Raw genomic sequence first — 13,252 nt, forward strand, 5'->3', positions numbered from 1 at the left:
TTCCTCCAACTACCGCAGGTCGGCCTCATCGGCGCGAACCGCCCACTGTGCGAAACGCTCTCCGCCGTCCCGGTTCTTGACGAAGTTGCGCACCACGCGCTCGATGTAGTCGCCGAGCTCTTCGCTGGTCACCTTGTGCTGGCGCAGCTTGCGGCCGAAACCGCTGTCGAGCCCGAGACTGCCGCCCAGGTGAACCTGGAAGCCCTCCACTTGATTCCCGTCGCCGTCGTCGACGAGCTGGCCCTTGAAGCCGATGTCGGCGATCTGGGACCGGCCGCAGGAGTTGGGGCAGCCGTTGATGTTCACCGTGATCGGCACATCCAGGTCGGCGTTGATATCGGCGAGGCGGGTCTCGAGTTCGGGCGCGAGCACCTGGGACCGCTTGCGGGTCTCGGTGAACGACAGCTTGCAGAACTCGATACCGCTGCAGGCCAGCAGGTTCCGCCGCCAGTGCGACGGACGGCCGTGCAGGCCGAGCGGCTCGAGCTCCTCGATCAGCCACTCCACCTTGTCGTCCGGCACGTCGAGCACGATCAGCTTCTGGTACGGGGTGAACCGCACCCGATCCGAGCCGATGGACTCCACGATGTCGGCGACCTTGGTCAGGATGGTGCCCGATACGCGACCGGCGATGGGGGAGAAGCCGATGGCGTTCAAGCCGTTCCGCAGCTTCTGCACGCCGATGTGGTCGATGGGGCGCTCCGGCTTCTCGGGCGCGGGGCCGTCGATCAGCTTCCGCTTCAGGTACTCGGTCTCGAGCACCTCGCGGAACTTCTCGATGCCCCAGTCCTTGACCAGGAACTTGATGCGCGCTTTGGTGCGCAGGCGGCGGTAACCGTAATCGCGGTAGAGCGACACGATCGCTTCCCACACGTCCGGCACCTCGTCGAGCGGCACCCAGGCGCCGAGGCGCTGCGCCAGCATCGGGTTGGTGGACAGGCCGCCGCCGACCCAGACGTCAAGGCCGGGACCGTGTTCCGGATGCTCGACGCCGATGAACGCGACGTCGTTGATCTCGTGGACCACGTCCTGCTGACCGGAGATGGCGGTCTTGAACTTGCGCGGCAGGTTGGAGTATTCCTTCTTGCCGATGTAGCGCTTGACGATCTCCTCGATCGCGGGCGTCGGGTCCAGCACCTCGCCGAACGATTCACCGGCGAGCGGTGAGCCGAGCACCACGCGCGGGCAGTCGCCGCAGGCTTCGGTGGTCTGCAGGCCGACTGCTTCGAGCCGCCGCCAGATCTCCGGCACGTTCTCGATCTCGATCCAGTGGTACTGGACGTTCTCGCGGTCGGACAGATCCGCGGTGTCGCGGGCGAACTCGGTGGAGATCTGGCCGAGGGTGCGCAGCTGGTTCACGTTCAGCGCGCCGGCATCGCAGCGCACCCGCATCATGAAGTACTTGGCCTCGAGAATGTCGATGTTCTCGTCGCCGGTCCAGGTGCCGTCGTAGCCCTGTTCGCGCTGGGTGTACAGGCCCCACCAGCGCATGCGCCCGCGCAGATCGCTCTTGTCGATGGAGTCGAATCCGGCCTTCGAGTAGATGTTCTCGATGCGCGCCCGCACATTGAGCGGGTTGTCGTCCTTCTTGCTCTGCTCGTTGGCGTTCAACGGCTCGCGGTAGCCGAGCGCCCACTGGCCCTCGGACTTGCGGCGCACCGGCTTCCCGGTGCGCTCACGCGGCGCGACGGGCGCGTCCGAACGCGGACGGTCCGCGCGCACCCGGCGTTCCGAGGCGGGTCGGACGGGCCGGGCGGGCTGAGCGGAATCGGAACTGGTGGCGTCGGTACTCGACGTCATGGGGGTCGCTCCTGAAGGTCTTGCGGGCAGGCGGGAGGGGCTGGCTCACGCCTCCGAGATCAGAACCGGCTCGTGCGGCGACGCGGTGCGTCCGCCGTATCCGGAGAGAATGGGAGCCGATCTACCGGAGGCGTCCCGGCAGACAGCTCGCGCTGCAGACACGCTTGAAGTCGACGTGGCGTCGCGCCACGAGTCGTACTCCAAGTCCAGTCATGGAGCTTATTGTGCCACGTCAGAAGGGTCGTTCCGACCGCCCGACAAGATTTTCCGGACTTTTCCGGGAAATCCCCTGGATAGCACGCCCGGTTTGTGACAGGAGTCATAGATCGGAACGTGATGGCCCCTGGACGCTTGACCTATACCCCGGTTCAGGTTCCAAGATTTGATCATGACAACCACAACAGCCGCTCAGAGCGCGGAAATCGAAGCCATCCACGCCATCGTGGCGGCGGTCGATGCCGCACAGCGCGCCGAGGACGCCGATGCCTTCCTGGCGCTGTTCCATCCCGAAGCCATCTGGACCACCGGCGGCGGCAAATTCCTCAACGGACTCCCCGAGATCTCCGCCTTCACGCGGCAGGTCATGCCCGGCGCGACCAAGGACGGCTACGCCACCTACACGCCCTACTTCGTGCGGTTCATTCGTGACGACGTGGCCGTGGCGAAGGTGCGGCAGCAGTACTTCAACCACGACGGCGAACTCCAGTCCGAAGGCTCCCCGCTCTACGGCCTGACCAAGGAAGACGGCCGCTGGCTGCTCACCTTCTGCCAGAACACCCCGGTCGTCGACCACTAGGCCCGCTGGTACCAGCGAGTCCATTCGGCGGGAATCAGCGTGGCGGGCAGATAACCCGACGCCACGGCGAGCGCGCGGTAGCGGTCACTGGCCTGGCAGGCGACGGCCAGCAGCGGCCAGGCGATGAAACCGCGCGGATCGTCGCGGCGTTCGGGTGTGGACCAGTAGGCGCGGTGGTGTTCCAGGGCCTCGGCCATGGCGCTGTCGAGGACATGCTGTTCGCCGTAGAACGAGCCGTAGGTGAACAGCGCGGCGTGCAGCACCCGCAGCGCCGGGGCGACGATCAGCCGGGCATGGTCGTCGCCCGCCTCCGCGACCGCGAGCGCGATCTCGACCTCCGGTTGGGCCCGGAAACCCTCGGCCCACACGGATTTCCACGCTTCGGCCCACCGGATCCCGGGATCGTCACCGGCCGCGCCGAGTGGGAATCCGGTGTGGGCGCGGGTGCCCAGTAGCAAGTCGGTGAGCCGGCGATCGCGAGTGATCACCGCGGGCCACAGGGCATCGAAGAATTCACCGATCGGCGGCGTACCCGGATGCCCCTGTGCCGGAGTCCGATTCGCCTCCAGCCTGGCCGCCGCAACTGCCGCCGCCGTCCGGATCGCGTCCCGCACCGCCGCCGTTCGCCCGTGTGCATCGCTGAGCGTGGCGAACCCCGCTTGCGCGTAGGCCTTTTCGACGGCGTCCGTTTGGGTGGGGTGGCTCGGGAACGTGCTAGTGCCCGGCCGCTGAAGGTTGGCAGCCGTCGAATGGTCCAAGCACGCTGTACGGCTAGGAGCTTCCACCTTGCCCACGTGACTTGGAACGAAGCGAGTGTTCCGGAGGCTCGACCGCTGCGACAGCCGATCGTGCCATACCGTCCAGGTGTCGTCGGTCAGTTCGCAGCGCCACTTGCGGGGCCACTGCTCACCGGCGGCCCTGGTGTCCGCGTAGAGCCGGGACAATCCGGCGGCCAGTTCCCGCACCGCGTCCGGTGGCGGCGTGAATGGTTGTGACTCACCGTCATTCGGCCGGAAGCGCGGGGCCAGCAGCAGTTTGTGGCCATGTCTGGTCGCGGTCACCTCCGCGCTGCCGCGATCGGCCGGTGCGGTGGCGGCCAATACCGCGTTGATGCGCTGATACGCCTCGTCCCGCAGCGACGGACGCAATGCTCGCTCGGTGGCGGCCGCCTCAGCCTGCTCCGCCGCCGCTACCTCCGCAGACCGCGCCCAATCCGGGCGCTGGAGGAATCCAGAAGGGAGGTAATCGGATTCGACCTGGATGTGTATTCCGCGATCGCGTGCCCAGCAGGCCAGCCCCAGCAGCGGTGCGGATATGACGCCGTCGAGCTCCTGCCTCCAGCGATCGGTATCGAAGAACTCTCGATGTCGGTGCAAGGCCGTCACCAATGCCCGATTGAACCCGGCCTCATCTCCGGCACAGAACCGTCCGAACACCTCGATCACCGGGTGCAACAGCAGATTCAGATGCTCCTGAGTTCCCACCCGGCCCACCGTCCGCAGCTCGTTCACCCGGTTCGCCACCGTTTCCGGCCCGTGCAGCCAGGCGCTCTGCAGCAGCTCCAACCACTCGAACTGAAACTCGCCGAATACTCCGGTGCTGTCGAACCCCCGCAATCGATCCACCGGATACCCCGCCAGCGCTACCAGCGTCTCCGTGTCCCGAGCGATCAACCCCCACCAGAAGGCACTAGCCCACCCCGGAACCTGATCAGCCGCATCGCTTCCCGACACCGGCGTCCCGGTCAGATATCCCGCCGCCAACCGCCCCGCATGCCGGCCCGCCACCACCCAGGTCCCGGTTCCCATCCCGCGCGGATCATCCAGCACCAACCGCTCCGCCAGCCCCTCCCGCTCCGGCGTATCCACGAAATGCGTTTAATCCGAGCGCATCTCGGGCAAGGTACTCGCCATTCGCGCGACCAGCAGGCCGTTGTTCTCCGGCCGCACGATACCGGTCGGATGGCGCTCGACCCGCATCATTCGTCCCCCCTCGCCCTCGCTCTACGAAGCGACAGTATCCAAAGTCCGCATCCAGTTAGGGTTCTCGATGAACCCTTTCGGGATGTATTCCGATTCGACGTCCACCTGCAGTCCGCGGTCTCGGGCCCAGCATGCGAGACCGAGCAACGGAACGGAAAGGAAGCCGTCGAGGCTGGTGCGTTTCTTGCCGGCCCCGAAGTACTTTCGATGTCGCTTCAGCGCTTGTGCAAGCAGGGCGTCGAAGCGTTTCTGATCGCTGTCGGCGATGGCAAGGAACACGGCGACGGCGGGTTCGATCAGATTGTCGACTACCTGTTGCGCGCCGATCGCACTGGTGGTTTCGATCGCGCGGACCCGATCGGCGACCTCCAGCGGGCTGCTGAGGTGTGCCTGTTGCAGCGAAGCGACCCACTCGTACTGGAATTCATCGGCAACGCCACCGGTGTTTCGCAGGCGGGCCACGTCATAGTGGGCAAGCATGTCGGCGGACGCGGCGTCGCGTGCGATCATCGACCACCAGAACGCCGTCAACCATCCACCGGTATCGGCCGATTTGTCGAGACCCGATGGAATCCGGTGGACGGTGTCGCCGAATCGCAGCTCGATCGGCTCCGCGCCGTTTTCGAAGTAGCTTGCGGACACCCAGAACTGTCCTGTCGCAACCTGTTCGGTGAGCCGCGCGGCCCTCTGGGTAGCGTCCGTGCCGGCCTGCGGATCCTCGATCAGCAACACACCCAGCAAGGCCTTGGCGAGGGTATGGACGTAGTACAGATTGTCGGGTCGCTCGGGCAGGCGTGGAAGATGTTCAGCGAGGTATCCGCGATATTCGCGCTCGCGCCCCGCAAACATCGTCACCTCGATCGGGTGGCGCTTCACCTCGGTCACGGTCTTCCTCACTTCCCTAGGTCGAACGTTTTGGTCGCGTACCCGCCGTACTGTTCGCCGACGACTTGCCCATTCTTCTCGAGTTCTTGAACACGTGCCCGTACCAGCACATATTCGATGCCATCGAGCGATGTGCCCGCGAGCGTATTCGCCAGCGCGTTCGATATCGGTGCCGTTGTCGGCCATCTCGCTGATACGGCCGGGGTCGGTGCGGTGTGACGACCGCTACTCGTCACACTGGTGTGATGACGAAGACCGCCGAATCTGCTGTCGCCGACCAGCCGGGACTGGTGCTGCGCGATTTCGGCGGCGGGCCGTTCGGGATCTACATTCACGTGCCGTTCTGTGCGACGCGGTGTGGGTATTGCGATTTCAATACCTATACGGCGGGGGAACTCGGGACTTCCGCGTCGCCGCAGTCGTGGTTCGAGGCGTTGCGGGGGGAATTGGCTACGGCCGCTGAGCAATTCGCTGGGCTGGCGAGTGCTACGCCGGAGGTCGAGACGATCTTCGTGGGTGGGGGGACGCCGTCGCTACTTGGTGGGGACGGGCTGGCGAATGTGCTGGGGGCGGTGCGGGAGAACTTCACGCTGGCGGCCGGGGCCGAGGTGACCACCGAGTCGAATCCGGAGTCGACTTCGCCGGAGTTCTTCGAGACCTTGCTGGCGGGTGGGTTCACGCGGATTTCGCTGGGGATGCAGTCGGCGGCGGCGCATGTGTTGAAGGTGCTGGATCGGACGCATACGCCGGGGCGGGCGGTGGCGGCGGCGAAGGAGGCTCGGGCGGCGGGGTTCGAGCACGTCAATCTGGATTTGATCTATGGGACGCCGGGGGAGACGGATGCGGATCTGGATGCTTCGCTCGATGCGGTGCTGTCGGCGGGGGTCGATCATGTGTCGGCGTATTCGCTGATCGTGGAGGACGGGACCGCGCTGGCGCGGCGGGTGCGGCGGGGGGAATTGCCGGCGCCGGACGACGATGTGCTGGCCGCGCGGTACGAGCGGATCGATCAGCGGCTCGAGGCGGCGGGGCTGGGGTGGTACGAAGTGTCCAACTGGGCCGCGAACGATGCCGCTCGATGCCGTCACAATCTCGGTTACTGGGATGGCGGCGACTGGCTCGGTGCCGGGCCGGGAGCGCACAGTCATGTCGGCGGAGTGCGGTGGTGGAACGTGAAACATCCTGCGCGCTATGCGGATCGGGTGGCGCTCGGGGGTTTGCCGGTCGCGGGATGGGAGACGCTCACCGAATCGGAGCGGTACATGGAGCGCGTGATGCTCACCGCCCGCCTGCGCACGGGGCTGCCGCTCACCGACCTCGCGCCGGACGCGAAACTGGCCGTCGACGCCGTGATCGCCGACGGACTGGCCGAGAACCGGCACGGAAACCTGGTGCTCACCGATCGCGGGCGGCTGCTGGCCGACGCCGTGGTCAGGGACTTACTGGGGTGAATGGAGTTTTGCTCCCCTAACCGGGACCGTTCGCCAGTTTTCCGACCGGATGCGGACGATAGTGGAGACAAACTCCACCTCCCAGAGGAAGTCGTCATGTTCGACGATGACATCGTCCCGTTCCGGGTCGAGATCCCGGCCGCCCAGCTCGAGCAGCTGCAGCGCCGGTTGCGTGAAACCCGCTGGCCCACACAGCTTCCCGATGTCGGATGGACGCGCGGCGCGCCCGTCGACGATATCCGGGAGCTGGCGTTGTACTGGGCCAACCGGTTCGATTGGCGGGGCTGGGAGAAACGGCTCAACGCCTACCCGCAATACACGACCGTCATCGATCGGGCGCGAATTCACTTCCTGCACATCAGATCTCGCCGCACCGGCGCGACCCCGATGCTCATGCTGCACGGCTGGCCGGGATCGGTGCTGGAATTCCTGGAGGTGATCGAGCCGCTGAGCGATCCGGAAGACGGCAGCCAGGCCTTCGATCTGATCATTCCCTCGCATCCGAACTTCGGATTCTCCGGTCCCGCACCGGATACCGGCTGGGACAGTATGCGCACCGCCCGCGCCTACGCCGAACTCATGCGGCGGCTGGGGTATCCGGCCTACCTGGTGCAGGGCGGCGACTACGGCGCGTTCATCGGCCCGGATCTGGGGCGCATCGACCCCGAACATGTGCTGGGCGTGCACGTCAACGCCGCCACCGGCGGGTTCATCCCCTACGGCCCGGTGCCCGACGAGGTGGCCGCGACGCTCACCCCGCTGGAGCAGCGCCGCCTGGCCAGCCTCGGCGAATTCCTCTCCGACGGCAGCGGATACTTCCGCATCCAGGGCACCCGCCCGCACACCCTCGGCTTCGGTCTCGCGGATTCCCCTGCGGCGCAACTGGCTTGGGTCGTCGAGAAGTTCCACGCCTGGACCGGCACGACGGGCACGCTCGCAGACCGCATCGACCGCGATCACATGCTCGCCGACGTTTCGGTGTACTGGTTCACCAACACCGGTTCCTCCGCCGCGCAGATGTATTACGAAACCCTGCATTCCCGCCACACCCCGACCCGCTCGAAAACCCCCACGGCCGTGGCCAATTTCGAGGGCGACCCGGCCATTCGCCGTTTCGCCGAACAGCTCAACACCATCGTCCGCTGGACCGACTACGACTCCGGCGGCCATTTCGCCGCCATGCAGACCCCGGACCAGCTGGTCGCCGACATTCGCGCATTCTGCGCCGAACTGATGGCCTGACAGGCGCTCTCGCGGACAATCGGAGCCATGGCGCTCGCATCGTTCATGGCCCCGATCGGCTCTCCCGCCCCCGACTTCGAACTCGAAGCGGTGGACGGCACCAAGGTCAGCCTCGCTAATTTCGCCGCGGCTCCGGCCCTGCTGGTGGTGTTCCTGTCCAACCATTGCCCCTACGTCCGGCGCATCGAGCACGGGCTCGGGGAGGTGACGGCCGAACTGCGCGAACGCGGCCTGGTCACGGTGGGCATCGCGAGCAACGACATCGTCAACTATCCGGACGATGACGCCGAGCATCTGCGCGAACAGGTGCTGCGGGCCGGATTCACCTTCCCGTACCTGATCGACGAGGACCAGGAGGTGGCTCGCGCGTACAAGGCCGCCTGCACCCCGGACCTGTTCCTCTTCGACGCCGAGCGCCGGCTGGCCTATCGCGGCGAATTCGACAAGGCCCGCCCCGGCAACAGCCTGCCGGCCGACGGTTCGGTGCTGCGCGCGGCCGTGGAACTGGTGCTGGCCGGCGAGCCGGTGCCCGAACCGCACACCCCGAGCATCGGCTGCGGTATCAAGTGGAAAGCGGGCCACTAGACTGGATCTCGGATGTCCGGGAATCCGCGTGGTCACGCCTGTGCCGGTAGCCGGTGGCGGCCGCGGCGGATCCCGAAGGCGAACGAGGAGGTGGGCCCATGTCGAGCACGGAACAGCGACGGCTCGAGGTCCTGCGGGCGATCGTCGCGGACTATATCTCGACGAAAGAGCCGATCGGGTCGAAAACCCTGGTGGAACGGCACAATCTGGGAGTTTCCAGCGCCACCGTCCGCAATGACATGGCGGTGCTGGAGGCCGAGGGGTACATCACCCAGCCGCACACCTCGTCCGGGCGGATCCCGACCGACAAGGGTTACCGGCAGTTCGTGGATCACATCTCCGAGGTGAAGCCGCTGTCGAACGCGGAACGCCGGGCGATCATGGAGTTCCTGGAGAGCGGCGTCGACCTCGACGATGTGCTGCGGCGCGGGGTGCGGTTGCTGGCGCAGCTGACCCGGCAGGTCGCCATGGTGCAGTACCCGACCGTGTCGGCGTCCACCGTGCGGCATATCGAAGTGGTGGCGTTGAATCCGGCGCGGCTGCTGCTGGTCGTCATCACCGATACCGGGCGGGTCGATCAGCGCCTGGTCGATCTGGGCAATCTGATCAGCGAAGAGGACCTGGCCGCGCTGCGCGGCATGCTGGGCAAGGCGATGGACGGCAAACGGCTGGCATTGGCGTCGGCGTCGGTGGCCGAGCTACCCGAGCACGCGCCGCCGCGGCTGCGCGAGGTATTGATCCGGGTGTCCACGGTGTTGGTGGAGACCCTGGTCGAGCATCCGGAAGAGCGGCTGGTGCTGGGCGGCACCGCGAACCTCACCCGCAATGCCGGTGATTTCGCGGGGAATGGTTTCCCGGGTTCTCTGCGTTCGGTACTCGAGGCACTCGAAGAACAGGTGATCGTGCTGAAGCTGCTGGCCGCCGCCCAGCAACCCGGTACCGTGACGGTGCAGATCGGTGAGGAAACCAAGCTCGAGCAGATGCGCGGAACGGCCGTGGTGACTACGGGCTACGGGGTGACCGGTACGGTGCTCGGAGGCATGGGGGTATTGGGGCCGACCCGGATGGACTACCCGGGAACCATCGCCTCGGTGGCGGCAGTGGCCCGATACATCGGTGAAGTGCTCGCCGAACGGTGAGCCGCGGAGAGACGAAACAGGACTAGAGAGCGCAAGTGGCACGGGACTATTACGCACTGCTCGGCGTCGCACGTAACGCGACCGACCAGGAGATCAAGCGCGCCTATCGCAAGCTGGCACGTGAACTGCATCCCGACGTCAACCCCGATCCGTCGGCGCAGGAGAAGTTCCGGGAGGTGTCGAGCGCCTACGAGGTGCTGTCCGACCCGGAGAAGCGCCGCATCGTGGACCTCGGCGGCGACCCGCTCGAATCGGGCGGCGGCATGGGCGGCGGGTTCTCCGGCGCCGGTTTCGGCGGCCTCGGTGACGTGTTCGAGGCGTTCTTCGGCGGCATGAACCAGGGCGGCGGTGCGCGCAAGCCGCGCGGGCGGGTGCAGGCCGGCGCGGATTCGCTGTTGCGCACCCGGCTGTCGTTGCAGGAGTGCGCCGTCGGCGTCACCAAGCATCTGACCGTCGACACCGCCATCCTCTGCGATCTGTGCCAGGGCGCGGGCACCAACGGCAATTCCAAGCCGGTGCGCTGTGAAACCTGTGGCGGCGCAGGCGAAGTGCAGACGGTGCAGCGTTCCTTCCTCGGCCAGGTGATGACCTCGCGGCCGTGCCCCACCTGCCGCGGCGCGGGCGAGACCATTCCCGATCCCTGCCGCAAGTGCGGCGGTGACGGCCGGGTGCGCGCCCGTCGCGAGATCGCCGCGCCGATTCCGGCCGGTGTGGCCAACGGCATGCGGGTGCGCCTCGCGGCCCAGGGCGAGGTCGGCCCCGGCGGCGGTCCCGCCGGTGACCTGTACATCGAGATCGTCGAACAGCCGCACGACACCTACGTGCGCGACGGCGACGACCTGCACTGCACCATCCGGGTGCCCATGGTCGACGCCGCTCTCGGCACCACCGTCGTGGTCGACACCATCCTCGACGGTCCCGTCGAGCTGACCATCCCGCCCGGCACCCAGCCCGGCGAGGCATCGGTGCTGCGCGGTCACGGCATGCCCAAGCTGCGCGCCACCTCCCGCGGCGACCTGATCGCGCACCTCGACATCGTGGTGCCGACCAAGCTCGACTCCAAGCAATCGGATCTGCTGGAGAAGTACAAGGCGATGCGCGGCAACGAACGCACCGAGGTGCTCTCGGCCCAGTCCGAGCACAACTCCGGCCTGTTCGCCCGCCTGCGCGCTTCCTTCAGCGGGCGCTGATCCCTTGGCCGCCACCGTCTTCTACCTCGACGAGATCCCCGAACCGGGAGCCACGGCCGTCCTCGACGGCCCGGAGGGCCGCCACGCCGCGACCGTCCGCCGCATCCGGGTCGGGGAGCCCATCACCCTCTCCGATGGGCACGGGATTCTCGCCGATTCCGAAGTGGTCGCGGCCCAGAAGGATCGCCTGGAACTGAAGGTCCTGAACCGCCGGACCGCCGACCCGGTCACCCCGCAGGTGACAGTGGTCCAGGCGCTCCCCAAGTCCGACCGGTCGGAACTCGCTGTCGAGCTGATGACCGAAGCGGGCGCGGACGCCATCGTCCCGTGGCAGGCGCTGCGCTGCGTTTCCAACTGGGAGGCCAAGGCCCGCAAGGGCGTCGAGAAATGGCGCGCCGCAGCCAAACAGGCCGCCCGCCAATCCCGCCGCCCCTACATCCCCGACGTCGGCGAATTGCACTCCACGCGTGAACTGCTGGAGCTGGTCCGCACCGCCAAGGCGAACGGCGCGATCGTCGCCGCCCTGCACGAATCCGGCGCGGCCCGCCTCACCGAACTCGACTTCACGGCCGTCCCCGAAGTGGTCCTGATCGTCGGCCCCGAAGGCGGCCTGGACGACTCGGAACTGAAGGCCCTCGCCGACGCAGGTGCGGACATCGTGCTTCTCGGCCCGACGGTCCTGCGCACCTCCACCGCCGCCGCCGTAGCCCTCGGCGCCCTGGGCGCCCTCACCCCGCGCTGGTAGTCCGTATACCGGCCCGCGCTCGAGCGGGCCGCCCGGCACCGCGCGCACCCCTCCGGCTTGCCGCTTGCCGTCAGGTCCGCCCAGCGACATCCCCGGTTCCGACGTCGGCGAAGTGTGTGACGGAATGGCGGCGGGCCCGCGGCGGTTGTGTTCCATCGGCGCGTTTGCGCAGCTGGTAGCGGCATATTCACTGGGCGCTGTCGGTGTGCGGCGCTAAACTTTCATCAATAACGCACCGCTCGAGACCGGAAAGCAGGCTATAGCCACTTTTGAGAACACCAGGCGAAATCGGCGACCAGAACACTCCCATCGCCGGCATCGGGGCCGGCGCCGACGGGTCCGGACCGGCGGGGCGGACCGTTCGTTCCAGCATCGAATTGGCACCGGAGTCGGTGTTCGGATTCCTGGGTTCTGCTGACGAGAACCTGCGTGAACTCGAGCGTCTCCTCGATGCCGACATCCATGTGCGGGGCAACTCCGTCACCCTGACCGGCAAGCCCGCCGAAGTGGCCCTCGCGGAGCGGGTGGTGGCGCAGCTGGTCGCGCTCACCGCGCGCAATCGCGTGGTCACCCCCGAAGCCGTGCGGCACACGTACTCCATGCTCACCGAGGGGTCCTCGGACTCGCCGGCGGAAGTGCTGAGCCTGGACATCCTGTCCCGGCGCGGCAAGACCATCCGGCCCAAGACGCTGAACCAGAAGCGATACGTGGACGCCATCGACGCCCACACCATCGTCTTCGGCGTGGGTCCAGCCGGTACCGGCAAGACCTATCTCGCCATGGCCAAGGCCGTGCAGGCGTTGCAGACCAAGCAGGTCAATCGCATCATCCTGACCCGTCCCGCCGTGGAAGCGGGCGAACGGCTGGGCTTCCTGCCGGGCACCCTGAACGAGAAGATCGACCCGTATCTGCGGCCGCTCTACGACGCCCTGCACGACATGATGGACCCCGAAGCCATCCCGAAACTGATGGCCGCGGGCGTCATCGAGGTCGCGCCGCTGGCGTACATGCGCGGTCGCACGTTGAACGATTCGTTCATCATTCTCGACGAGGCGCAGAACACCACGGCCGAGCAGATGAAGATGTTCCTCACCCGCCTCGGCTTCGGTTCCAAGATCGTGGTGACCGGTGACGTCACCCAGGTCGACCTACCCAACAACTCGCGCAGCGGGCTGCGGGCGGCGACCGAGATCCTCACCGATATCGACGACATCCACATCGCCTACCTCACCAGCAGCGATGTGGTGCGGCACCGGTTGGTCGGCGAGATCGTCGACGCCTACGACCGCTTCGAGGCCGAATCCGCGCCCCAGGCGGTCCACTACCCGGGCAACCGGGCACAGCGGCGGGCCGCGGGCCGGGCCGCGCGGCACTGAGCGCCGGGACGGCCGTGCGCGGGTTGCGGACGGCCGTCCCGACAACGCCGTTTAGGCTTAC

The 13,252-nt window shown here is 67.1% G+C and carries 12 protein-coding genes; 8 read left to right on the top strand and 4 right to left on the bottom strand.

Translation table 11 applies throughout. From position 1 onward, the window contains the following. Positions 1 to 9: 9 nt before the first annotated feature. Positions 10 to 1,800, bottom strand: coding sequence for a nitrite/sulfite reductase (locus tag NY1_RS35015; RefSeq protein WP_084535910.1), 1,791 nt, complete (start codon positions 1,798 to 1,800; stop codon positions 10 to 12). 121 nt (positions 1,801 to 1,921) lie between these two features. After that, the gene (locus NY1_RS45470; protein ID WP_369690467.1) at positions 1,922 to 2,014 is read right to left on the bottom strand and encodes an Ms4527A family Cys-rich leader peptide; all 93 of its coding nucleotides are present in this window, start codon (positions 2,012 to 2,014) and stop codon (positions 1,922 to 1,924) included. 174 nt (positions 2,015 to 2,188) lie between these two features. Between NY1_RS45470 and NY1_RS35020 the strand changes: the two genes are divergently transcribed. Continuing rightward, positions 2,189 to 2,596, top strand: coding sequence for an SgcJ/EcaC family oxidoreductase (locus NY1_RS35020; protein WP_067721456.1), 408 nt, complete (start codon positions 2,189 to 2,191; stop codon positions 2,594 to 2,596). Here the strand turns inward: NY1_RS35020 and NY1_RS35025 are convergent. Together NY1_RS35025 and NY1_RS35030 are read right to left on the bottom strand one after the other, a co-directional pair. Next, on the bottom strand, positions 2,593 to 4,464 hold the full coding sequence (locus NY1_RS35025; protein ID WP_067721457.1) for an immunity 49 family protein: 1,872 nt from the start codon (positions 4,462 to 4,464) through the stop codon (positions 2,593 to 2,595). The genes NY1_RS35020 and NY1_RS35025 overlap by 4 nt on opposite strands. 135 nt (positions 4,465 to 4,599) lie before the next feature. Continuing rightward, a complete protein-coding gene (locus tag NY1_RS35030; protein ID WP_067721458.1) occupies positions 4,600 to 5,463 on the bottom strand; it encodes an immunity 49 family protein in 864 nt (287 codons plus the stop codon). A 245-nt stretch (positions 5,464 to 5,708) separates the two neighbouring features. Between NY1_RS35030 and hemW the strand changes: the two genes are divergently transcribed. From hemW to NY1_RS35065, 7 genes are all read left to right on the top strand, one after another. Next, on the top strand, positions 5,709 to 6,914 hold the full coding sequence (hemW, locus tag NY1_RS35035) for a radical SAM family heme chaperone HemW (protein WP_084535914.1): 1,206 nt from the start codon (positions 5,709 to 5,711) through the stop codon (positions 6,912 to 6,914). 96 nt (positions 6,915 to 7,010) lie between these two features. Then, positions 7,011 to 8,156 carry an epoxide hydrolase family protein gene (locus tag NY1_RS35040; protein WP_067721459.1) on the top strand — a complete coding sequence of 382 codons (1,146 nt, stop codon included), beginning with the start codon at positions 7,011 to 7,013 and terminating at the stop codon, positions 8,154 to 8,156. A 27-nt stretch (positions 8,157 to 8,183) separates the two neighbouring features. Continuing rightward, the gene (locus NY1_RS35045; RefSeq protein WP_067721460.1) at positions 8,184 to 8,741 is read left to right on the top strand and encodes a thioredoxin family protein; all 558 of its coding nucleotides are present in this window, start codon (positions 8,184 to 8,186) and stop codon (positions 8,739 to 8,741) included. A 98-nt stretch (positions 8,742 to 8,839) separates the two neighbouring features. Next, positions 8,840 to 9,880: a heat-inducible transcriptional repressor HrcA gene (gene hrcA, locus NY1_RS35050; protein ID WP_067721461.1), complete on the top strand. Its 1,041-nt coding sequence runs from the start codon at positions 8,840 to 8,842 to the stop codon at positions 9,878 to 9,880. Between the two features lie 35 nt (positions 9,881 to 9,915). Next, complete coding sequence (gene dnaJ / locus NY1_RS35055; protein WP_067721462.1) at positions 9,916 to 11,070, top strand: molecular chaperone DnaJ; 1,155 nt, start codon at positions 9,916 to 9,918, stop codon at positions 11,068 to 11,070. Between the two features lie 4 nt (positions 11,071 to 11,074). Continuing rightward, positions 11,075 to 11,815 (top strand): 16S rRNA (uracil(1498)-N(3))-methyltransferase, encoded by a 741-nt coding sequence (locus tag NY1_RS35060; protein WP_067721463.1) that lies wholly within the window; start codon positions 11,075 to 11,077, stop codon positions 11,813 to 11,815. Positions 11,816 to 12,123: 308 nt separating this feature from the next. Further along, a complete protein-coding gene (locus NY1_RS35065; RefSeq protein ID WP_067721487.1) occupies positions 12,124 to 13,191 on the top strand; it encodes a PhoH family protein in 1,068 nt (355 codons plus the stop codon). Positions 13,192 to 13,252: the final 61 nt, after the last annotated feature.

This window comes from Nocardia yamanashiensis NBRC 100130 (assembly GCF_001613325.1).
GTDB lineage: Bacteria > Actinomycetota > Actinomycetes > Mycobacteriales > Mycobacteriaceae > Nocardia > Nocardia yamanashiensis.

Coding starts and splice junctions, on each gene's coding strand:
- NY1_RS35015 (WP_084535910.1), bottom strand. CDS start 1,800: ATGACGTCGAGTACCGACGCCACCAGTTCCGATTCCGCTCAGCCCGCC.
- hemW (WP_084535914.1), top strand. CDS start 5,709: ATGACGAAGACCGCCGAATCTGCTGTCGCCGACCAGCCGGGACTGGTG.
- NY1_RS35020 (WP_067721456.1), top strand. CDS start 2,189: ATGACAACCACAACAGCCGCTCAGAGCGCGGAAATCGAAGCCATCCAC.
- hrcA (WP_067721461.1), top strand. CDS start 8,840: ATGTCGAGCACGGAACAGCGACGGCTCGAGGTCCTGCGGGCGATCGTC.
- NY1_RS35045 (WP_067721460.1), top strand. CDS start 8,184: ATGGCGCTCGCATCGTTCATGGCCCCGATCGGCTCTCCCGCCCCCGAC.
- NY1_RS45470 (WP_369690467.1), bottom strand. CDS start 2,014: ATGACTGGACTTGGAGTACGACTCGTGGCGCGACGCCACGTCGACTTC.
- NY1_RS35040 (WP_067721459.1), top strand. CDS start 7,011: ATGTTCGACGATGACATCGTCCCGTTCCGGGTCGAGATCCCGGCCGCC.